The organism is Streptomyces zagrosensis, from assembly GCF_014203645.1.
In the GTDB taxonomy this organism is placed as follows: domain Bacteria; phylum Actinomycetota; class Actinomycetes; order Streptomycetales; family Streptomycetaceae; genus Streptomyces; species Streptomyces zagrosensis.
Genome location: NZ_JACHJL010000012.1, coordinates 19,680 through 36,807, shown reverse-complemented (window position 1 = coordinate 36,807; position 17,128 = coordinate 19,680). Strand labels below are relative to the sequence as shown.

The window sequence follows — 17,128 nt, the reverse complement described above, 5'->3', positions numbered from 1 at the left end:
CGGACCGTACGATCGCGCCAGCGGGCTGCGGGCTGCTCCCTAAGCCGCCATATCGGCCCGCCCCGCCAGTGCGCCATCGCACACTTACCGGCCCCGCCCATCGAACCGCTGCCACGCACCCATGGCCCCTCATCACTCGGCGCCCCGTGCACCGTGCCGGTCGGGCGGCTCCGTAGCCCCATGCGCCGTGCCGGCCCCCAGCCCCGTGCCCCGTGTTGGCCCCCTAGCCCCGTGCGCCGAGCCCCGTGCCCCAGCGGGTCCGTGCCCCGGCCCCTTGCAGGCTCGGCCCCGTGCACCGTGCCGGTCCGGCGGCTCCGTAGCCCCGTGCCCCGCGCTCCGCGCTCCGTCACAGGTACCTCGCGGCCCCGTGCTCCATGGCCCGTGCCGGCTCCACCGCCCCGCGCCCCATGCAGGCCGCAGCCCCGCCGCCTCGGCCACCGCCCGTAGCAAGTCCCCCCCCATCACGCCGCCACCCGGCAGGGCGCCTGGTTCGCTCTCGCGCGCTGCCAGCGCGCCCCTGCGCGGGATCGGTCGCCCCGGAGCGTACGGCGTGGGGGCATCGGGGTGTGCGGCCGTGCCCCTGTCCGCTGTTGACCATAGGCGGGAGAGGTGGTCTACTCCGAACCATGTCTGACACCGGCTCGCACCTGTGGCGGAGGGTTCATATGGACCTCCTGCGCTACGCGGGCTGCGTGTGTCAGCCGTCCTGCTGATTCGCCCCTTACTTCCGCGCGATGCCTCGCCGCGCGCCCTCGCGATCTCTCAGGACGGTCACTGTGTCACCCAGTTCCGCCAGCCCTGCCACCGGCTCTGCTAACGCCCTCACGGCCACGGCGAGCCCCCCGCTCCCCGCCGCACCAGACACCTTCGCGCCAGACACCGCCGCGCCGCCCCACTCCGTACCGAACGCCTCCCTGCCGAGCCAGTTCGCACCGGCGCCCGCCACCCTCTTCCGCCCCACCTCCCGTCCGTCGTCGGGCCACCCGACCCGTTCCAGCGGTGTTTCCCTTCCCGTGCTGCTCGACTTCGTGCGTCGCACCGCGACCGACACCGACTTGATCGCCGCACTGCCGCTCGACCCCGAGGGCCGTACCTGGATCAGGCTGGAGGGACCGGGCGGTAGCGAAGCGTGGCTGATCGGCTGGCCGCCCGGAACCGGCACCGGTTGGCACGATCACGGCGGTTCGCACGGCGCCTTCGCCACCGCACGCGGCAAGTTGATCGAGCAGTCACTCGCCGCCCAGTTGCCCACCGAGGGCTGGAAGACGCTGGAACTCGCCGAGGGGGTAGACCGCGAACGCGCCCTGACCGAAGGCAAGGGCCGCTCCTTCGGTCCGCACCATGTTCACCAGGTGCTCAACCTCTCCCCGCGTACGCACGCAATCTCGGTGCACGCCTACTACCCCCCGCTTCCGCTGATGCGCCGCTACAGCCGTACGGGCCCGGTACTCCGCCTTGAGCAGGTCGAACAGCCTGGGGAGTGGACATGAGCGAGCGCCCACCGACCACCATTGACACACTCCTCGACCGGGCCCGAGCCCAGCTCAAACGGCTTGGCCCCCGCGAAGCCGCCGAGGCAGCAGAGCGAGGCGCCGCGCTCATCGACATCCGCTACGCCGCACTCCGCGACCGTGACGGGCTGATCCCCGGCGCCCTGATCGTGGAGCGCAACGAATTGGAGTGGCGGCTCGACCCGCACGGCGACCACCGGCTGCCCGAGGCAACCGGCCACGATCTGCATGCCGTGGTCATCTGCAACGAGGGATACGCCTCCAGCCTCGCGGCCGTCTCCCTCCAGCAGCTTGGCCTGGCCCAGGCCACCGATCTTGTTGGCGGCTTCCAGGCATGGCGCGCGGCCGGGCTCCCCATACGCCACGAAGGTGCGTCCGTCCCAGCGCGGCCCATCGGGAAATAGACCCTTGCCGCACCCGAGGAAGCCGGCAGCCTTCCAGCGCTCGCCGGGCCTCTCGGTTGGGGATCGGGCTCGGCGTTCACGCGCTGTACGCGGGCGCGGCCCGGTAGCGCCGTGACTGTGCCCAGGACAGCTCCTGTCCAGCGGTCCCTCTATCCGAACCTGCCGTCGGGCCCTAGCCGCAGCAGGCTAGGGACGGTACGGGCGCGAGGCAGGCCGTGCGCAGCCCCACACGGACGCGGGGCAGACAGCGGGCTCGACCCAGTCGTAGGCTCAGCTCTCGGGCAGTTGGTGCTCCAGGAGCTCGCAGTCCTCGCCCTCCTCCTCCAGCGCGCGCCGCACCGCGCGCAGAGCCACGCCCTCGGGGTAGCCCTTGCGGGCCAGCATTCCGGCTAGCCGCCGGATGCGCTTGTCCCGGTCGAGGCCACGGGTCGAACGCAGCTTGCGCTCGACTAGTTCGCGGGCGGTCTGCTCCTCCTGCTCTGCGTCGAGTTGGCCAACGGCGTCATCGATGACTGCGGAGTCCACCCCTTTAGTGCATAGCTCCCGCGCCAGGGCCCGTCGAGCGAGCCCTCGGCTGTGGTGCCGGGACTCCACCCATGCATCGGCGAAGGCGGCGTCGTTGATCAACCCAACGTCCTCAAAGCGGGACAGCACCTCCTCCGCAACGTCGTCGGGGATGTCCCGCTTTCGCAGGGCATCGGCGAGCTGCTTGCGAGTGCGTGGATTCCCGGTGAGCAGACGCAGGCATATTGCTCGCGCCTGCTCACCGGGCTCCATGGTGCTGGGGCCTTCCTTCTGCCCCCCACGCGGCGTCCTCCGCCCGGCCCTCGACGGGCTGAGGTCGTCGCTGTCCTGTCCATCCGCGCCGTCGTTGTCCGACCAATCGCTTCGCCGGGTCATCGGCTAGCTCTTGGCCGCGGCGACCTTGGATGTCTTGGTCGCTTTGGCAGCCGGTGCTGGTGCCGGTGCCGGAACGGTCTTCGCGGAGGTGGCGGGATCGGCAACGGCAGGCGCCGCGCTGTCGGCCGCCGGCTCTACGACTGGCGCTACAGGCTTCACACCGATGCCGAGCTTTTCCTTGATCTTCCTCTCGATCTCGTCAGCGAGGTCCGGATTATCCTTCAGGAAGTTACGGGCATTCTCCTTGCCCTGACCGAGCTGGTCGCCTTCGTAGGTGTACCAAGCGCCGGACTTGCGGACGAAGCCGTTATCGACGCCCATGTCGATCAGGCCGCCCTCGCGGCTGATGCCGTGACCGTAGAGGATGTCGAACTCGGCCTGCTTGAAGGGCGGCGCGACCTTGTTCTTCACGACCTTGCAGCGGGTGCGGTTGCCCACTGCCTCCGTGCCGTCCTTGAGCGTCTCGATCCGGCGGATGTCGATCCGGATCGATGCGTAGAACTTCAGCGCCCGGCCGCCGGTCGTGGTCTCCGGGGAGCCGAACATCACGCCGATCTTCTCGCGGAGCTGGTTGATGAAGATCGCGGTGGTCTTGGACTGGTTCAACGCACTGGTGATCTTGCGGAGTGCCTGGCTCATCAGCCGCGCCTGGAGGCCGACGTGCGAATCGCCCATCTCGCCCTCGATCTCCGCGCGCGGGACCAGCGCCGCCACAGAGTCGATGACGATGAGGTCGAGCGCGCCGGAGCGGATCAGCATGTCCACAATCTCCAGCGCCTGCTCGCCGTTGTCCGGCTGGGACAGGATCAGGGAATCCGTGTCCACGCCAAGCTTCTGCGCGTAGTCGGGGTCCAGAGCGTGCTCGGCGTCCACGAACGCGACGGTGCCACCCGCCCGCTGCGCGTTGGCCACGGCGTGGAGGGTGAGGGTGGTCTTGCCGGAGGACTCCGGCCCGTACACCTCGACCACACGTCCACGCGGCAGGCCGCCGACCCCCAGGGCGACGTCGAGGGCGGTCGATCCAGTGGGGATGACCTCGATGGGTTCGTTCGGCCGGTCCCCCATACGCATCACGGCACCCTTGCCGAATTGCCGTTCAATCTGTGCGAGCGCGGTTTCCAGCGCCTTCTCGCGGTCAGTTCCTGCCATGGGTTCCACCCGATTTGCTTGAGTCGATCGCTTCACGTCCATGACGCTAACGCCTGCCACTGACAATCGGCCCGGACACCCTCCCCATCTGTGGATAACCCGAGGCGGAACCGCCAGCCAACAACCCCATGAGAATGTATGTTCGATTTTTGTGTCAAGCCACACCCGGCGCCCGCGCGTTCTCCCAGTGGCCACTGACAGGGCCGCGCACGACACGCGGCCCGCGCGATCAGCCCTCGCCGACCGGTCCTCCAAGCGGCTCTTTCGCAGTCGGCCCCACCGCGGGCGCATCTCCAGACGCCTCCGGCACCGCGGCGGCATCCACCGCCCCGGGCGAACCCACTGCCACAGAACTCGCGGCCCCAGAACCTACAGTCGCCGCACCACCCGCCGCCGCAGAATCCCCTGCGCCCACGATGGCGGGCGCGGCGAGCGCTGCGCCCGCCCCGTCTTCCGCATCCGCTCCCAGGGCCGGCTGACTGCCCCCTCTTCGCAGCGCACGCCGTGCCCGCGCCAGCCTCGATTCCCCCTTCGGCTTGCGGTTGCCACCCTGTACGCGCGGGTCGTCGGTGACCTCGTACCGCTTGATGTACGCACCGAGAAACGCCTGCAACGTGGCGGTCGCCGGAATCGCGATGAGCGCGCCAACCGCACCGAGGAGCGCGGTACCGGCGATCACGGAGCCGAACGCGACGGCGGGGTGGATGTCCACCGTCTTGGCCGTGATGCGCGGCTGAAGCAGGTAGTTCTCGAACTGCTGGTAGATGACAACGAAGCCGAGCACCCACACCGCGTACCAGGGATTGACGGTGAAGGCGATCAGCATCGGCAGGCTGCCAGCCAAGTAGGTGCCGATGGTGGGGATGAACTGCGAGATCAGGCCCACCCACACGGCCAGCGCAGGGGCGTAGGGCACGCCCAGTATCTCCAGTAGTACGTAGTGCGCGATGCCGGAAATCAGGGCCATCAGGCCGCGCGAGTACAGGTAACCGCCGGTCTTGGCGACCGCGATCTCCCAGGCCCGCAGCACCTCGGTCTGCCGGTGCAGCGGCAACACGGAGCACAGAGCACGGCGCAGGCGCGGGCCATCGGCGGCGAAGTAGAACGCGAAGAGCGTCACCGTCAGCACCTTGAACAGGCCACCAAGCACCTGCGTCGAGACGTCCAGGACATTGTTGGCACTGTCCTGGACGTATTTTTGCAACCAGTCCGAGTGCAGCAGGCTGTCCTGCACCTCGACTCGGGAAAGCTCCGTGTGGAAGGTGTCGTTCACCCAACTGATCACTTTGTCGAGATACTTCGGGAAGTCCTCGACCATGGTGACCATCTGGCCGGCGAGCATCGAGCCCAGCAAGGCGAAGAAGCCCGCGACAGCGATGAGAACGCCGAGGAAGACCAGCCCCGTGGCCAGGCCCCGACGCACGCCACGAGCCGCCATCCAGTCCACCGCGGGCTCGATGGCCAGCGCGAGGAAGAAGGCGATCAGGATGTTGAGCAGCAGTGACGTCAGTTCGTGGAAGGCCCAACTGGCGAACTGAAAACAAGCCACCAGCGAGAGGGCAAGCACCATGGCACGGGGCAGCCAGCGGGGCATGCGCCCGCTCGCCGCGTCACGCGGGCTCGGGCGGATCTCTTCCTGGGTGGTGTCTTCTGTCACTGGCACGGAGTAAGTGTGGCGCATGCGGCCGGCACGACTTCGCACGGGCCTATGTCATGTTCGTGTTCAACAGTCGGCCCTGGGGCCCAGTGTGTCCGCCCGGTCAACGCTTCTCGTACGGGACGTCAACGGCCGCACACACCCCGCGCCAAACGTCCTTGACACTCCAGCCGGCATCCAGTGCCTCGCGCACCGTCCGGCCGCCCAGCTCAGACATCACGTGGTCACGCGCGAATGAGTCGGCGTACGCCTCACCGAAGTGATCCGCCATTCGTTGCCAGAAGACCGTCAACCGCATACGCCCAGTATCGCGCCCCTGAGAGTGCAGCCACGCCACATCCGGCGCCGGGCGCTCGTTGCGGTCCTACGGTCAGGGGATGGACTCAGCACCCACCCCCTCGCCCCTCGCCCGTGCCGAGCACTTCATCTGGCTCACCGCCCGCGTGCTGGAACAACGCAGGTTCGTGTACCACTTCCTGTCCGAGCCCGATGGGCTGGAAAGCGCCGCCGATGCGGTGGAGACGGCACTGGCCGCGTACCTCAACGACGACGGCGGGTACGGGCACGCCCTGGAGCCAGACCTGCGCGGCCCCGTCAGCCAACCACTGCACACCGCGCACGCACTGCGGGTACTCGACGAGATCGGTCGCTGCGGCGGGCAACCCATGGAGCGGGTGTGCCGCTATCTGACCCTGATCTCCACATCCGCCGGTGCGCTCCCCGCACTCCATCCCTCGCTGCGTGGCTATCCGGCGGCGCCATGGATTCCCGTGGTGGACAATCCGCCGAGCGACCTGCTCGCCACCGGCCCGGTGGCGGGGCTGCTGCACCGGGGCGGCGTGTGGCACGCCTGGCTGTTCCGGGCCACCGACTTCTGCTGGTCAGCCGTGGAGTCGCTGGCAGACGGTGCGCCTACACATCCGTACGAGGTCATTGCCGCGGTCACCTTCTTGGACTGCGTGCCGGACCGGGAGCGTGCCACCGCGGTCGCGCAGCGGCTTGGCACCCACGTACGGGAACGGGGCCTCGTCGTACTCGACCCCTGGAGGGCCGCCGGTCATTCGGTGCCCGAGGGGTACGCCCCGGGGGAGCACCATTTCGCCCACGATTTCGCGCGCACTCCTCGCTCCGTGGCCCGCTCCTGGTTCTCCGATGCGGAGCTGGAGAACTCGTTGGGCTTCCTTGCGTCGGCGCAACAGGAGGACGGCGGCTGGCCCATCAACTGGCGACAGTGGGCACCCGGCACGGCGCTGGAGTGCCGCCCCATGGTGACCGTCGATGCACTCCTCACGCTGCGCGCGTACGGGCGGGAGCTCGGCTGACGACTCGGGCAGAGCCACGCTGGCGCGCAACCGCGTGGGCATGGGGCGGTGCTCTGCTCCGTGGCCCCGTCACCGACGACGGGGCCACGGGGCACGCGAGGCGCAAAGCCACTGGGCACGGAGCACGGAGCCACGGAGCACGGGGCCACGGGGCACGGAGCCACGGAGCACGGAGCACGGGGCACGGGGCACGGGGCCACGGAGCAGGGGGCGCCACGGGGCACGGGGCACGGGGCGGGCTAATCGGCCCTAGCCGCCCATGGCTCGTACCAGCGCTGTCACCGCCACCGCCACCGCGACCACCAGCAGGAACGGGGCCCGCAGTACCAGGGCGAGCGCCGCGGCGCCGAGCCCGGCCATGCGGGCGTCGATGACCAGCGTGTGTGCTGTGCTGAACGTCTGCTGGGCGATCAGGGCAGCCAACAATGCGACCGGCAACAGGGCGGCCAAGCGCTTGACGGTCGGGCGCTCCAGCGCGCCGGAGGGAACGGACAGGCCGAGCAGCTTCACCAGGTAGCAGCCGGCAGCCGTCACCCCGATGGCTGTCCAGGTACTCAACGGTGCTCTCCTTCGATGACGTCGGCAGTGTCCACGGCGGTGTCGGTGGCCACGGCGTCGGCAGCGGCCCCCGTGGAGGAACCGGAGGGCCCAGCGCACTCACCGGAACCAGCGGTGCGGCGGCCGTGTACGGCCAAGACGATCGGCGCGGCGAGTGCCGCAACCAGAACCGGCACTCCAGCGGGCAGCAGCGGCACACAGACCAGGACGAGTACGGCCCCCAGGCCCGCCACCACCCGCTCCATGGTGTTGCTGAGCATCGGGGCGAGCAGCGCGAGGAAGACCGCGGGCCCTGCGGCGTCCAGGCCCCAGTCGTTGGGGTCGCCGAGCGCGGAGGCGCCAAGTGCGCCGATCAGTGTGGTGAGGTTCCACAGCACGTACAGAGTCGCTCCGGTCACGGTGAAGCCGATGCGGGCGCTGCGTCGGTCTCCCTGGGCGAGCGCGACGACGGCGGTCTCGTCGATGACCCAATGGGCGGCAAGCGGCCGGACGGAGCGGGGCAGTCGCAGTAGTTGTGACAGCCGCAGCCCGTAGAAGGCGTTGCGCACGCCGAGGAAGAACGCCCCGGCGGCGGCCGTCAATGGGTTCCCGCCCGCGGCCAGGGCCCCGACGAGTGCGAACTGCGAGGCTCCGGTGAACACCAGAAGGCTGAGCACGCAGGTCTGCGCCAAGCTGAGCCCGGAGCCGGCCGACGTCACTCCGAAGGCAAACCCTGACAGCCCGACCGCGACGCCGACGCCGAGCGCGTCCCGCACCACCGCTCGACTGTCAGCGACGGGCCCACCGTCGCTGCCGTCACTGATCTCGCCGTCGCCGGCGCCGCGCCCACCGCCCGCGCCCGAGCGGCCACCCGCAGTGGGGCCCCCGTCCGCACCGCGCCGGCCATCCTCCGTACGCGCCACGCCCCGTGCTCCGTGCACCGCGCCCCAGGCACCTTGCTCCGCCTCCGGCGCCCCGTGCCCCGTACCGGAAGGGCCAGCCCTACGCTCCGTGCCCCGCGCCCCGTGCGCCGCCTCCCACGCCCCGTGCTCCGTCCGCTTCGCGTCCTCCCGCGCACCCCTCGCGCGCCCCGTACCCCCTGCGTCTTTTGTGCCCCTCGTACGCTTCGCTCGCCCCGTGGGGCGCTGCCATTCCTCGCGTTCCGCTTGTTCGACCACCGCAGCAACGTATGAGCCGCTTACGGGGACTGTCTTGTACGTTCTTGCGGTTCCCCTCGTTGCGGTTCCCCTTGCGTGCCCGCTCGTGTGCGTTCTCGCGCCCTTGATCGCTCCCGCCGGTAAGCGCCGGGGGGCACGCCGACGATGCGCGCGAAGTGGCGGTTGAGGTGCGGCTGGTCGGTGAAGCCGACCAGGGTGGCCGCTTCTGCGGGGGCCGTGCCTGCCTCAAGGAGCCGGCGGGCACGGCGCACCCTGGCGTCGGTCAGCCAGGCGTGCGGGGGCATTCCGTAGGTCGCACGGAAGGCGCGGAGCAAGGCGAAGGAACTGGTGCCGAGTTCGGTGGCGAGGCTGGTGAGGGTGGGCGGGGCGGACATCCGGGCCTCCAGGATGTCCCGGGCACGAGCAGCAGTCCGCGCACCGGTGGCATGCTCCGTACGCGGCGGAAACGCACCGCCGTGCCTGCGCAGCAGCCGGGCGATGGCCTCGCGTAGCACCGTGTCGGCGGCCAGCGCGTTGCCCCGCTCCGCCGCGCGGTGCACGGCCATGATGAGCTGCGCAGCCTCGGCGTCCTCGGTGACCGTTTCGCGAAACCACGCCGCCCCGCGGACCGCGGATATCTCTGCCGCGATGTCGGCAACCATGTCGGCGGCCGGGTAGAGGACGTGATACGCCCACCCCTCGGGTACCCCGGCGCGCGCCGTGTGGGCCACATCAGGGTTGATCATGACGACGCCGCCGGGGCCAATCCGCTCCACGCCACTCGGCAGCCGCACCTCCTCGACCCCGCCGGTGATCGCTCCTATGACGTAACCGTCGTGAGTGTGCTGAGGGAACGCGTGTTGGATGTACCGAGCACTGAGGAGGTCCACGTCCGGCAGCTCCGCATAGCTCCAGTGCCGCGCCCGCTCCCGCTCCTCCATGCCCCCATTGTGCGTGTGGTCCCGCGAGGCCCGCGATCCGACCGACCTCTAGCCCCGCAACCCACCGCTGACCTGGCCTTTCGGCCCATTGTCAGTGGTGCGGTGCACGATGGGTGGCATGGCGATGAGCGAGCAGCGCGGCGAACCGACGGGGGCCGATGACCCGGGCGGCGATTTTGCCTGCGCCGAGGCGCTGGGCGCCTTCTCGGCGGCGACCCGTGGCTGGTTCACGGGAGCGTTCACGGCGCCCACCCCCGCCCAGGCCGGGGCCTGGCGGGCGATCGGCGAGGGTTCGGATGTGCTGGTGGTGGCGCCGACCGGTTCGGGAAAGACCCTCGCCGCCTTTCTGGCCGCGCTCGACCAACTCACCAGCACACCACCGCCGGCGGAGCCGAAGAAGCGCTGCCGGGTGCTGTACGTGTCGCCGCTGAAGGCCCTCGCGGTGGATGTGGAACGTAATCTCCGCAGCCCGCTCACTGGCATCCGGCACGAAGCGGTGCGGCTCGGGCTGCCCGAGCCCGACGTACGGGTGGGCATCCGCTCTGGTGATACCCCCGCCGCCGAGCGCCGCGCGCTGGCCACCCGGCCGCCTGACATCTTGATCACCACCCCCGAGTCGCTGTTCCTGATGCTGACCTCCGCCGCACGGGAGGCCCTGGCCGGCGTCGAGACGGTGATCCTCGACGAGGTGCACGCAGTGGCGGGGACCAAGCGCGGCGCGCACCTGGCGTTGTCCCTTGAGCGGCTCGACGCCCTGCGCGGTGCGGTCACCGGCGGGGCAGCGGGGCACGCCCGCCCGGTGCGACGGATCGGCCTGTCCGCGACGGTGCGCCCGGTGGAGGAGGTGGCGCGCTATCTCTCCCCCGGCCGGAAGGTGGAAATCGTCCAACCGCCGTCCGGCAAGGAGTTTGACCTCTCGGTGGTCGTTCCGGTGGAGGATCTGGGCGAGCTGGGCGGCTCGCCGGTGCGGGAGGGACAAGGCCAGGAGAGCGAGCGTCCGTCGATCTGGCCACATGTGGAGGAGCGGATTGCCGATCTGGTGCAGGCGCACCGCTCGACCATCGTCTTTGCCAACTCTCGTCGGCTGGCCGAGCGACTCTGCAACCGGCTCAATGAGATCGCATACGAACGGTCCACCGGGGAGCCGCTGCCCGAGCACCATGCGCCCGCCGAGCTGATGGCCGAGTCGGGCGCGGCCAAGGGCGCGCCGCCGGTGCTGGCCCGGGCGCACCACGGCTCGGTCTCCAAGGAGCAGCGGGCCCTGGTGGAGGAGGACCTCAAGGCGGGCCGACTGCCTGCCGTGGTCGCCACCTCCAGCCTGGAGCTGGGCATCGACATGGGCGCCGTGGATCTGGTCATTCAGGTCGAGTCGCCGCCCTCGGTGGCCTCCGGGCTCCAGCGCGTCGGCCGCGCCGGCCACCAGGTGGGCGCGGTATCCACCGGCGTCGTCTTCCCGAAGTACCGGGGTGACCTGGTGCAGGCGGCGGTCGTCACCGAGCGCATGCGCAGCGGCGCCATCGAGGCGCTGCGCGTCCCGGCCAACCCGCTCGACGTCCTCGCCCAGCAACTGGTGGCCATGACAGCCATGGACACCTGGGACGTCGATGAGCTGCTGGCCGTCGTGCGCAGGGCGGCCCCGTTCGCGACCCTGCCCGATTCGGCGTATACGGCCGTGCTCGACATGCTCGCGGGCCGCTATCCATCGGACGCCTTCGCCGAACTGCGGCCGCGGGTGGTGTGGGACCGCGTCGCCGGCACCATCACCGGCCGGCCCGGCGCGCAGCGGCTGGCCGTCACCTCCGGCGGCACCATTCCCGACCGTGGCCTGTTCGGAGTCTTCCTGGCCGGGGCCGAACCGTCCAGCGGTGCGTCCGGCGGCGGCAAGGGCGGCGGGCGGCGAGTGGGCGAGCTGGACGAGGAGATGGTCTACGAGTCCCGGGTGGGCGATGTGTTCACCCTGGGCACCACGTCATGGCGGATCGAGGACATCACACGGGACCGGGTGCTGGTGACACCCGCGCCCGGTGTGCCAGGACGGCTCCCCTTTTGGAAGGGCGACCAGCTCGGGCGACCACTGGAGCTCGGCCGCGCCCTGGGCGGGTTCCTACGGGAGGTCGGCGCCCTGACCCCGGACGCCGCCCGGGCCCGGCTGACCGCCGCCGGCCTCGATCGCTGGGCTGCCGACAACGTGCTGGCCTATCTGGAGGAGCAGCGCGCGGCATGCGGGCATGTTCCGGACGACCGGACGATCGTGGTCGAACGGTTCCGTGACGAGTTGGGCGATTGGCGAGTGGTCATCCACTCCCCCTTCGGTGCGCAGGTGCACGCCCCGTGGGCGCTGGCCCTGGGCGCCCGGCTGTCCGAGCGGTACGGCATGGACGCCCAGGTCATGCACGCCGACGACGGCATCGTGCTGCGGCTGCCCGACGCCGACCTCCTGGGCCTCGACCTCTTCGATGTACCGGTGCCAGCGGAGCTGGGCGCCGCCGAACCAGGCGCGGCGGCCCCCGGCACTGCGCCGGCGCCCGACCGTGGCACCGTCTACGACAACGAGCAGTCCCCCGTCGGCGCGGCGGACATCGCCTTCGACCAGGCGGAAGTGGCGCAGGTGGTCACCGACGAGGTGGGCGGCTCCGCGCTCTTCGCCGCGCGCTTTCGCGAGTGCGCCGCCCGTGCGCTGCTGCTGCCCCGGCGCAGCCCCGGCAAGCGCACCCCGCTGTGGCAGCAGCGTCAGCGCGCCTCGCAACTGTTGCAGGTGGCGAGCGAGTTCGGCTCGTTTCCGATCGTCCTGGAGGCCGTTCGCGAATGCCTCCAGGACGTGTTTGACGTGCCGGGGCTGACCGAGCTGATGGGTGACATCGAGGCGCGCCGGGTGCGGCTGGTCGAGGTGACCACGCCCGAACCCTCGCCATTCGCCCGCTCGCTGCTCTTCGGCTACGTCGCACAGTTCCTGTACGAGGGTGACTCACCTCTTGCCGAGCGCAGGGCCGCCGCTCTGTCGCTCGACTCCCGGCTGCTTGCCGAGTTGCTCGGCCAGGCGGAGCTGCGGGAACTGCTGGACGCGGAGGTGCTGACGGAGCTGGAGCGCGAACTGGCCTGGCTCAGCGACGACCGCCGGATCAAAGATGCGGAGGCCGTCGCCGACGCCCTTCGCGTCCTTGGCCCGCTCACCGAAGAGGAACTGACGGAGCGCGGAGCGGCAGCCGAGTGGGCACACGAGCTGGAGTCGGCCCGCCGCGCCATCCGAGTAAGGATCGCGGGCCGCCACCATTGGGCAGCGATCGAGGACGCGGGGCGGCTCAGGGATGCGTTGGGCACGGCGCTGCCCGTGGGCGTACCTGAGGCCTTCACCGAACCGGTGCGAGACCCCTTGGGTGACCTCCTCGCCCGGTACGCACGTACGCACGGGCCGTTCACCTCCGCCGACGCCGCCGCCCGCTTCGGCCTCGGCACGGCCGTCACCGATGGCGCGCTCCACCGGCTGGCTGCCGACAACCGCGTGGTCCAGGGCGAGTTCCACCCCGCCGGCATCGGCCAGGAGTGGTGCGACGCTGCGGTACTGCGCAGGCTGCGGCGGCGATCCCTGGCCGCGCTGCGGCACGAACTGGAGCCGGTCGCGCCCACTACGCTCGCCGCGTTCCTGCCACAGTGGCAGCATCTGGGCGGCGCCGGACTGCGCGGCGTGGACGGCCTGATGCGCGCCATCGAGCAATTGCAGGGCGCCGCCGTGCCGGCCTCCGCGCTGGAGAAGCTGGTTCTGCCGTCCCGGGTGGCGCAGTTCTCCCCCGCGCTGCTCGACGAGCTCACCGTGGCCGGTGAGGTGGTGTGGGCCGGCGCCGGTGCACTGCCCGGCAAGGACGGCTGGGTCGCGCTGTATCTGGCGGACGCCGCACCACTACTACTCCCCGAGCCACGCCCGCTGGAACTATCCCCGCTCCATGAGGCGGTACTGGGCACCCTGACTGGCGGTTATGGACTGTTCTTCCGTCAGATCGCCGACCAGGTGCGGGCCGCTGGGCTCGCCCAGGCGGCGCCCGGGAGCGACGCCGAAATCGCCGACGCCCTTTGGGACCTGGCCTGGTCGGGGCGGATCACCAACGACACCGTCGCCCCGCTGCGTTCCCTGCTCGGCTCGGGACGTACGGCAGGCGCAACGGCCCACCGCGCCAAGCGTGCGGTCCCCCGCGGTCGGTACGGCTCCCTGTCGGGCCCCGCGGGCTACGGCGGGCGCGCGGCGCGCCCCACTGCTTCGCTGGGCGGGCCGCCCACCGTGGCAGGGCGCTGGTCGCTGTTGCCGGAGCGCGCTGCCGACCCCACGCACCGGGCGCACGCGCTGGCCAGCACACTGCTCGATCGGCATGGTGTGGTGACGCGTGGCGCGGTCGCGGCGGAGGGCGTGGTGGGCGGATTCGCCGCTGCGTACCGCGTGCTGTCCGTCTTCGAGGAGAGCGGCCAGGCCCGGCGTGGCTATGTGGTGGAGGGGCTGGGAGCCGCGCAGTTCGCGATGGACGGGGCGGTGGACCGGCTGCGCGCGGTCGGTACGGCCCGCGAGCGCACCTCGGCGGTAGCTCTCGGCGCGGCGGCCTTCACCCCAGGCCCCGGCAGCGCCATGAGCACCGGCAGCCACCCCGATGCCGCGTCGCGGGCCATCGTGCTGGCCGCGGCCGACCCCGCCAACGCGTACGGCGCCGCGCTCGGCTGGCCCGACCCGCCGGCGGGCGCTACGCACAAGCCGGGCCGCAAGGCGGGTTCGCTGGTCGTCCTGGCCGACGGCGCTCTGGTGCTCTACATGGAGCGCGGCGGCAAAACGCTCCTCATCTGGCCCACCACGCCCGAGGCGCAACCCTCCTCCCCTGAGCGCACCACGCCGCCCTCTGCCGCTTACGGGCCCGGCTCAGGCCCGCCCGAGGCCGAGGACTTCCGGCTGACCCACGCGGTCGAGGCGCTGACCACCGCGGCACGCGCAGGCGCCCTTGGCACCATCACGGTCGAGCGGATCAACGGCGTGCCCGCGCTGTCCTCGCCGTTCGGCGCGACCCTGGAGGCCGCCGGCTTCCACGCCACACCCCGGGGGCTGCGACTGCGCTCACCACGATGACGCCACACCGGCACCGCAGACCGCGGCCCCGGCCCACCCAACACCGGGCCAGCTAGCCAGCGGCACCAGGCACCAGGCACCAGGCACCAGGCACCAGGCACCAACGAGGCTGCCGCCAAGGCACCGTCTCCCGACGTCCGGGCCCTGCCTCACCGTCGCGAGACCAAGAGCAGGCGCAGGCACCGGGCGCCGGCCCGGTCAACAAGGCGTGGCCGAGCGGCGGCGGCATGCATGATGGCCTCATGCCCGAGGGAGACACCGTCTGGCGCACCGCAGCGCGCCTGCACGCCGCCTTGGCAGGTAAGCCGCTGACCCGCTGGGAGCTGCGTGCCCCAACGGGCGCCACGCTGCGGCCAGATGCGCGCGGCCGACGCCGTCCCAGCCTGCCCGCAGTCGATTTGACCGGTCGCCAGGTACGGGAGGTCATCCCGCGCGGCAAGCACCTGCTCACCCGCATTGAGGGCGGTCTGACGCTCCATTCGCATCTGCGGATGGACGGCGCCTGGTACGTCTACGGCACCGGAGAACGCTGGCGCGGCGGCCCAGGGCACCAGATCCGGGCCATCCTGGGCGTCGCCGACCGCACCGCCGTAGGCTACCGACTGCCCGTGCTCGCCCTGCTCCGTACCGCCGACGAGCACACCGTTACCGGTCACCTCGGCCCCGATCTGCTGGGCCCGGACTGGGACCCGGAAGAAGCACTACGCCGGCTGCTGGCCGAACCCCGTCGCCCGCTCGGAGAGGCCCTACTCGACCAGCGCAACCTCGCGGGGATCGGCAATGTGTACAAGGCAGAACTGTGCTTCCTCCTTCGCGTCAGCCCCTGGCTTCCGGTGTCAGACCTTGGCGCCGCCCAGCGCGAGCGGCTGATGACGCTGGCCAAGAAGCTGCTGGAGGTCAACAAGACCCGCTCGACCCGGGTCACCACTGCCGAGCGCCACCCCAATCACCAGCTGTGGGTCTACGGTCGCGCCGGGAGGCCCTGCGTACGCTGCGGCACCACCATTCGCATCACCGAACAGGGCAGCATTCGCGAGCCCGCTGGCTCCCAGGCACGCGTGACCTACTGGTGTCCTCACTGCCAGCCAGGGCCCGTGCCCGACCCCGCGTCAGCGCCGTAACAACAAAACGCCAGCAAACGAAGCACCAGCACCAGCGAGACCACGACGAAGCAAGGCGTCAGGGATTCGTGGACAAGAAGTGCGGGGCAGGGAACGGGGCCGCAGAAGTAGCCCTCAGCAGACAATGCAGGGCCGAGCCCGGCCCACCGACAACAGCTCTTCCACGGCGCACGCACCGCGACATATGGCGTTTCCCTAAGGCGGAGGCCGCTCATCGGTCGGCCAGCCACACCCCGGAGGAGCCGGCGGCGGTGGCGGCGGGGGCTCCAGGTGCGCCGCCTGTGTGCTGCGTCCCGTCCTCCGCCTGGTCCCGGCGCGGCGGGCGTACGGCGCACAGTGCACAGGCAGCAGGCTGAGCCCCCAGCTACCCGCGATCAGCAGGCCCTCCAGCGGCCCCGACTGCGCGGACTCGGAGACCATCCGGAGCGCGGCCCACCACCACGCGCCACCCAGCAGCAGCACGACGGCCAGCCGGGCCGGCTCAGGCACCGCCGGCCGTCGCCCACTCCCCGAACTTACGTTGATCTTCACCCACACGACGCCCCGGACTTACAGAGCACCCCCATCGCCCCCGGCCGCTCCCCCGGCTCATCCGTCGCCGTCCTTTGACATGTGTCCGCAAGTGGGGCCGTAGGGCACGTATCGGCTCAACTGACATGTCCGAGCACCTTCCCGCTGTCGCGCTCCAGCCACCGTGCCCCGTGTCACCCACGGGGCCGCGGGGCCCACCGTTTCAGTTTCGCCCGGCGACCCCCCGGCCGCATCCACAACGTATCCAGCACGTCACCGTCCGTCGCCACTGAAGGCCCCTCTGCGCCACTCTGCGACGGGGCACCGCTGATGAAGGGCAAGAAGGTCGCTGGCTTCTCCCGGCCACCAAACAAGCAACCGCGCCGCCCCCTCGCCGAATCGCCTCCCCCCGCCGCGCCGCCCCCTCGCCGAACCCCAGACCTTCACCGCGCCGTCTCTGCGCCGTGCGCCGCGGCTTCTTCCTGCGCACGGCCCGCAGTCCCGCGCACCACCACACACGGCGGCCCCGACACCGCTTCTCGGCGGGGCCGGGGCCGCCGTTCACCCGTCCGAGGTCGCCGTCCACCGAACGTCAGACCAACAACAGAGTCGCCGTTCACCTGGCCGCGCTCGCTGGGCTCCCGCACTCGCTGCGGTGCGCGCCATCACGCGGCCCGCCGCTCGGTACCGCCCGGTGGCAATCCTTGCCAAGGACCGGCCAAGCCGTCCATGCCCTGTCGTACGCTCTCGTATCGCGCCAACGGGTAGCTCTGCTCACACGTCCCGGCACGCACGCTCGAAACGCTTATCTGCGCAGTTCA

The 17,128-nt window shown here is 71.0% G+C and carries 13 protein-coding genes; 6 read left to right on the top strand and 7 right to left on the bottom strand.

Annotation, left to right across the window (positions count from 1 at the left end):
* The first annotated feature begins 374 nt into the window (after positions 1-374).
* The 3 genes from FHS42_RS39175 (at position 375) to FHS42_RS21965 (ending at position 1,915) form a co-directional block, all read left to right on the top strand.
* Complete coding sequence (locus tag FHS42_RS39175; RefSeq protein WP_376772665.1) at positions 375-713, top strand: putative leader peptide; 339 nt, start codon at positions 375-377, stop codon at positions 711-713.
* 300 nt (positions 714-1,013) lie between these two features.
* Positions 1,014-1,490: a cupin domain-containing protein gene (locus FHS42_RS21970; protein WP_184574859.1), complete on the top strand. Its 477-nt coding sequence runs from the start codon at positions 1,014-1,016 to the stop codon at positions 1,488-1,490.
* Complete coding sequence (locus FHS42_RS21965; protein ID WP_184574551.1) at positions 1,487-1,915, top strand: rhodanese-like domain-containing protein; 429 nt, start codon at positions 1,487-1,489, stop codon at positions 1,913-1,915. The genes FHS42_RS21970 and FHS42_RS21965 overlap by 4 nt, the downstream gene beginning before the upstream one ends.
* Positions 1,916-2,185: 270 nt before the next feature.
* Here the strand turns inward: FHS42_RS21965 and recX are convergent, their stop codons facing one another.
* The 4 genes from recX to FHS42_RS21945 form a co-directional block, all read right to left on the bottom strand.
* On the bottom strand, positions 2,186-2,815 hold the full coding sequence (gene recX, locus FHS42_RS21960; protein WP_184574549.1) for a recombination regulator RecX: 630 nt from the start codon (positions 2,813-2,815) through the stop codon (positions 2,186-2,188).
* 3 nt (positions 2,816-2,818) lie between these two features.
* A complete protein-coding gene (gene recA / locus FHS42_RS21955) occupies positions 2,819-3,964 on the bottom strand; it encodes a recombinase RecA (RefSeq protein ID WP_184574546.1) in 1,146 nt (381 codons plus the stop codon).
* A 229-nt stretch (positions 3,965-4,193) separates the two neighbouring features.
* Positions 4,194-5,558 carry an AI-2E family transporter gene (locus tag FHS42_RS21950; RefSeq protein WP_312866995.1) on the bottom strand — a complete coding sequence of 455 codons (1,365 nt, stop codon included), beginning with the start codon at positions 5,556-5,558 and terminating at the stop codon, positions 4,194-4,196.
* 166 nt (positions 5,559-5,724) lie between these two features.
* The gene (locus FHS42_RS21945; RefSeq protein WP_184574542.1) at positions 5,725-5,919 is read right to left on the bottom strand and encodes a DUF3046 domain-containing protein; all 195 of its coding nucleotides are present in this window, start codon (positions 5,917-5,919) and stop codon (positions 5,725-5,727) included.
* Positions 5,920-5,998: 79 nt separating this feature from the next.
* Between FHS42_RS21945 and FHS42_RS21940 the strand changes: the two genes are divergently transcribed.
* Positions 5,999-6,943: a hypothetical protein gene (locus FHS42_RS21940; protein WP_184574540.1), complete on the top strand. Its 945-nt coding sequence runs from the start codon at positions 5,999-6,001 to the stop codon at positions 6,941-6,943.
* A gap of 249 nt (positions 6,944-7,192) precedes the next feature.
* On the opposite strand, the gene FHS42_RS21935 is transcribed toward FHS42_RS21940, so the two are convergent.
* The 3 genes from FHS42_RS21935 to FHS42_RS21925 form a co-directional block, all read right to left on the bottom strand.
* Entirely contained in the window at positions 7,193-7,501 is a 309-nt protein-coding gene (locus FHS42_RS21935; protein ID WP_184574538.1) for an AzlD domain-containing protein, read from the bottom strand.
* On the bottom strand, positions 7,498-8,304 hold the full coding sequence (locus FHS42_RS21930) for an AzlC family ABC transporter permease (RefSeq protein WP_184574857.1): 807 nt from the start codon (positions 8,302-8,304) through the stop codon (positions 7,498-7,500). The genes FHS42_RS21935 and FHS42_RS21930 overlap by 4 nt, the downstream gene beginning before the upstream one ends.
* Before the next feature lie 374 nt (positions 8,305-8,678).
* Positions 8,679-9,578 carry an AraC family transcriptional regulator gene (locus tag FHS42_RS21925; protein WP_184574536.1) on the bottom strand — a complete coding sequence of 300 codons (900 nt, stop codon included), beginning with the start codon at positions 9,576-9,578 and terminating at the stop codon, positions 8,679-8,681.
* 124 nt (positions 9,579-9,702) lie between these two features.
* Here FHS42_RS21925 and FHS42_RS21920 point away from each other — a divergent pair, with 124 nt between their 5' ends.
* Both FHS42_RS21920 and FHS42_RS21915 read left to right on the top strand, forming a co-directional pair.
* Positions 9,703-14,676 (top strand): Lhr family ATP-dependent helicase, encoded by a 4,974-nt coding sequence (locus tag FHS42_RS21920; protein ID WP_184574855.1) that lies wholly within the window; start codon positions 9,703-9,705, stop codon positions 14,674-14,676.
* A 242-nt stretch (positions 14,677-14,918) separates the two neighbouring features.
* On the top strand, positions 14,919-15,797 hold the full coding sequence (locus FHS42_RS21915) for an Fpg/Nei family DNA glycosylase (RefSeq protein ID WP_184574534.1): 879 nt from the start codon (positions 14,919-14,921) through the stop codon (positions 15,795-15,797).
* Positions 15,798-17,128: the final 1,331 nt, after the last annotated feature.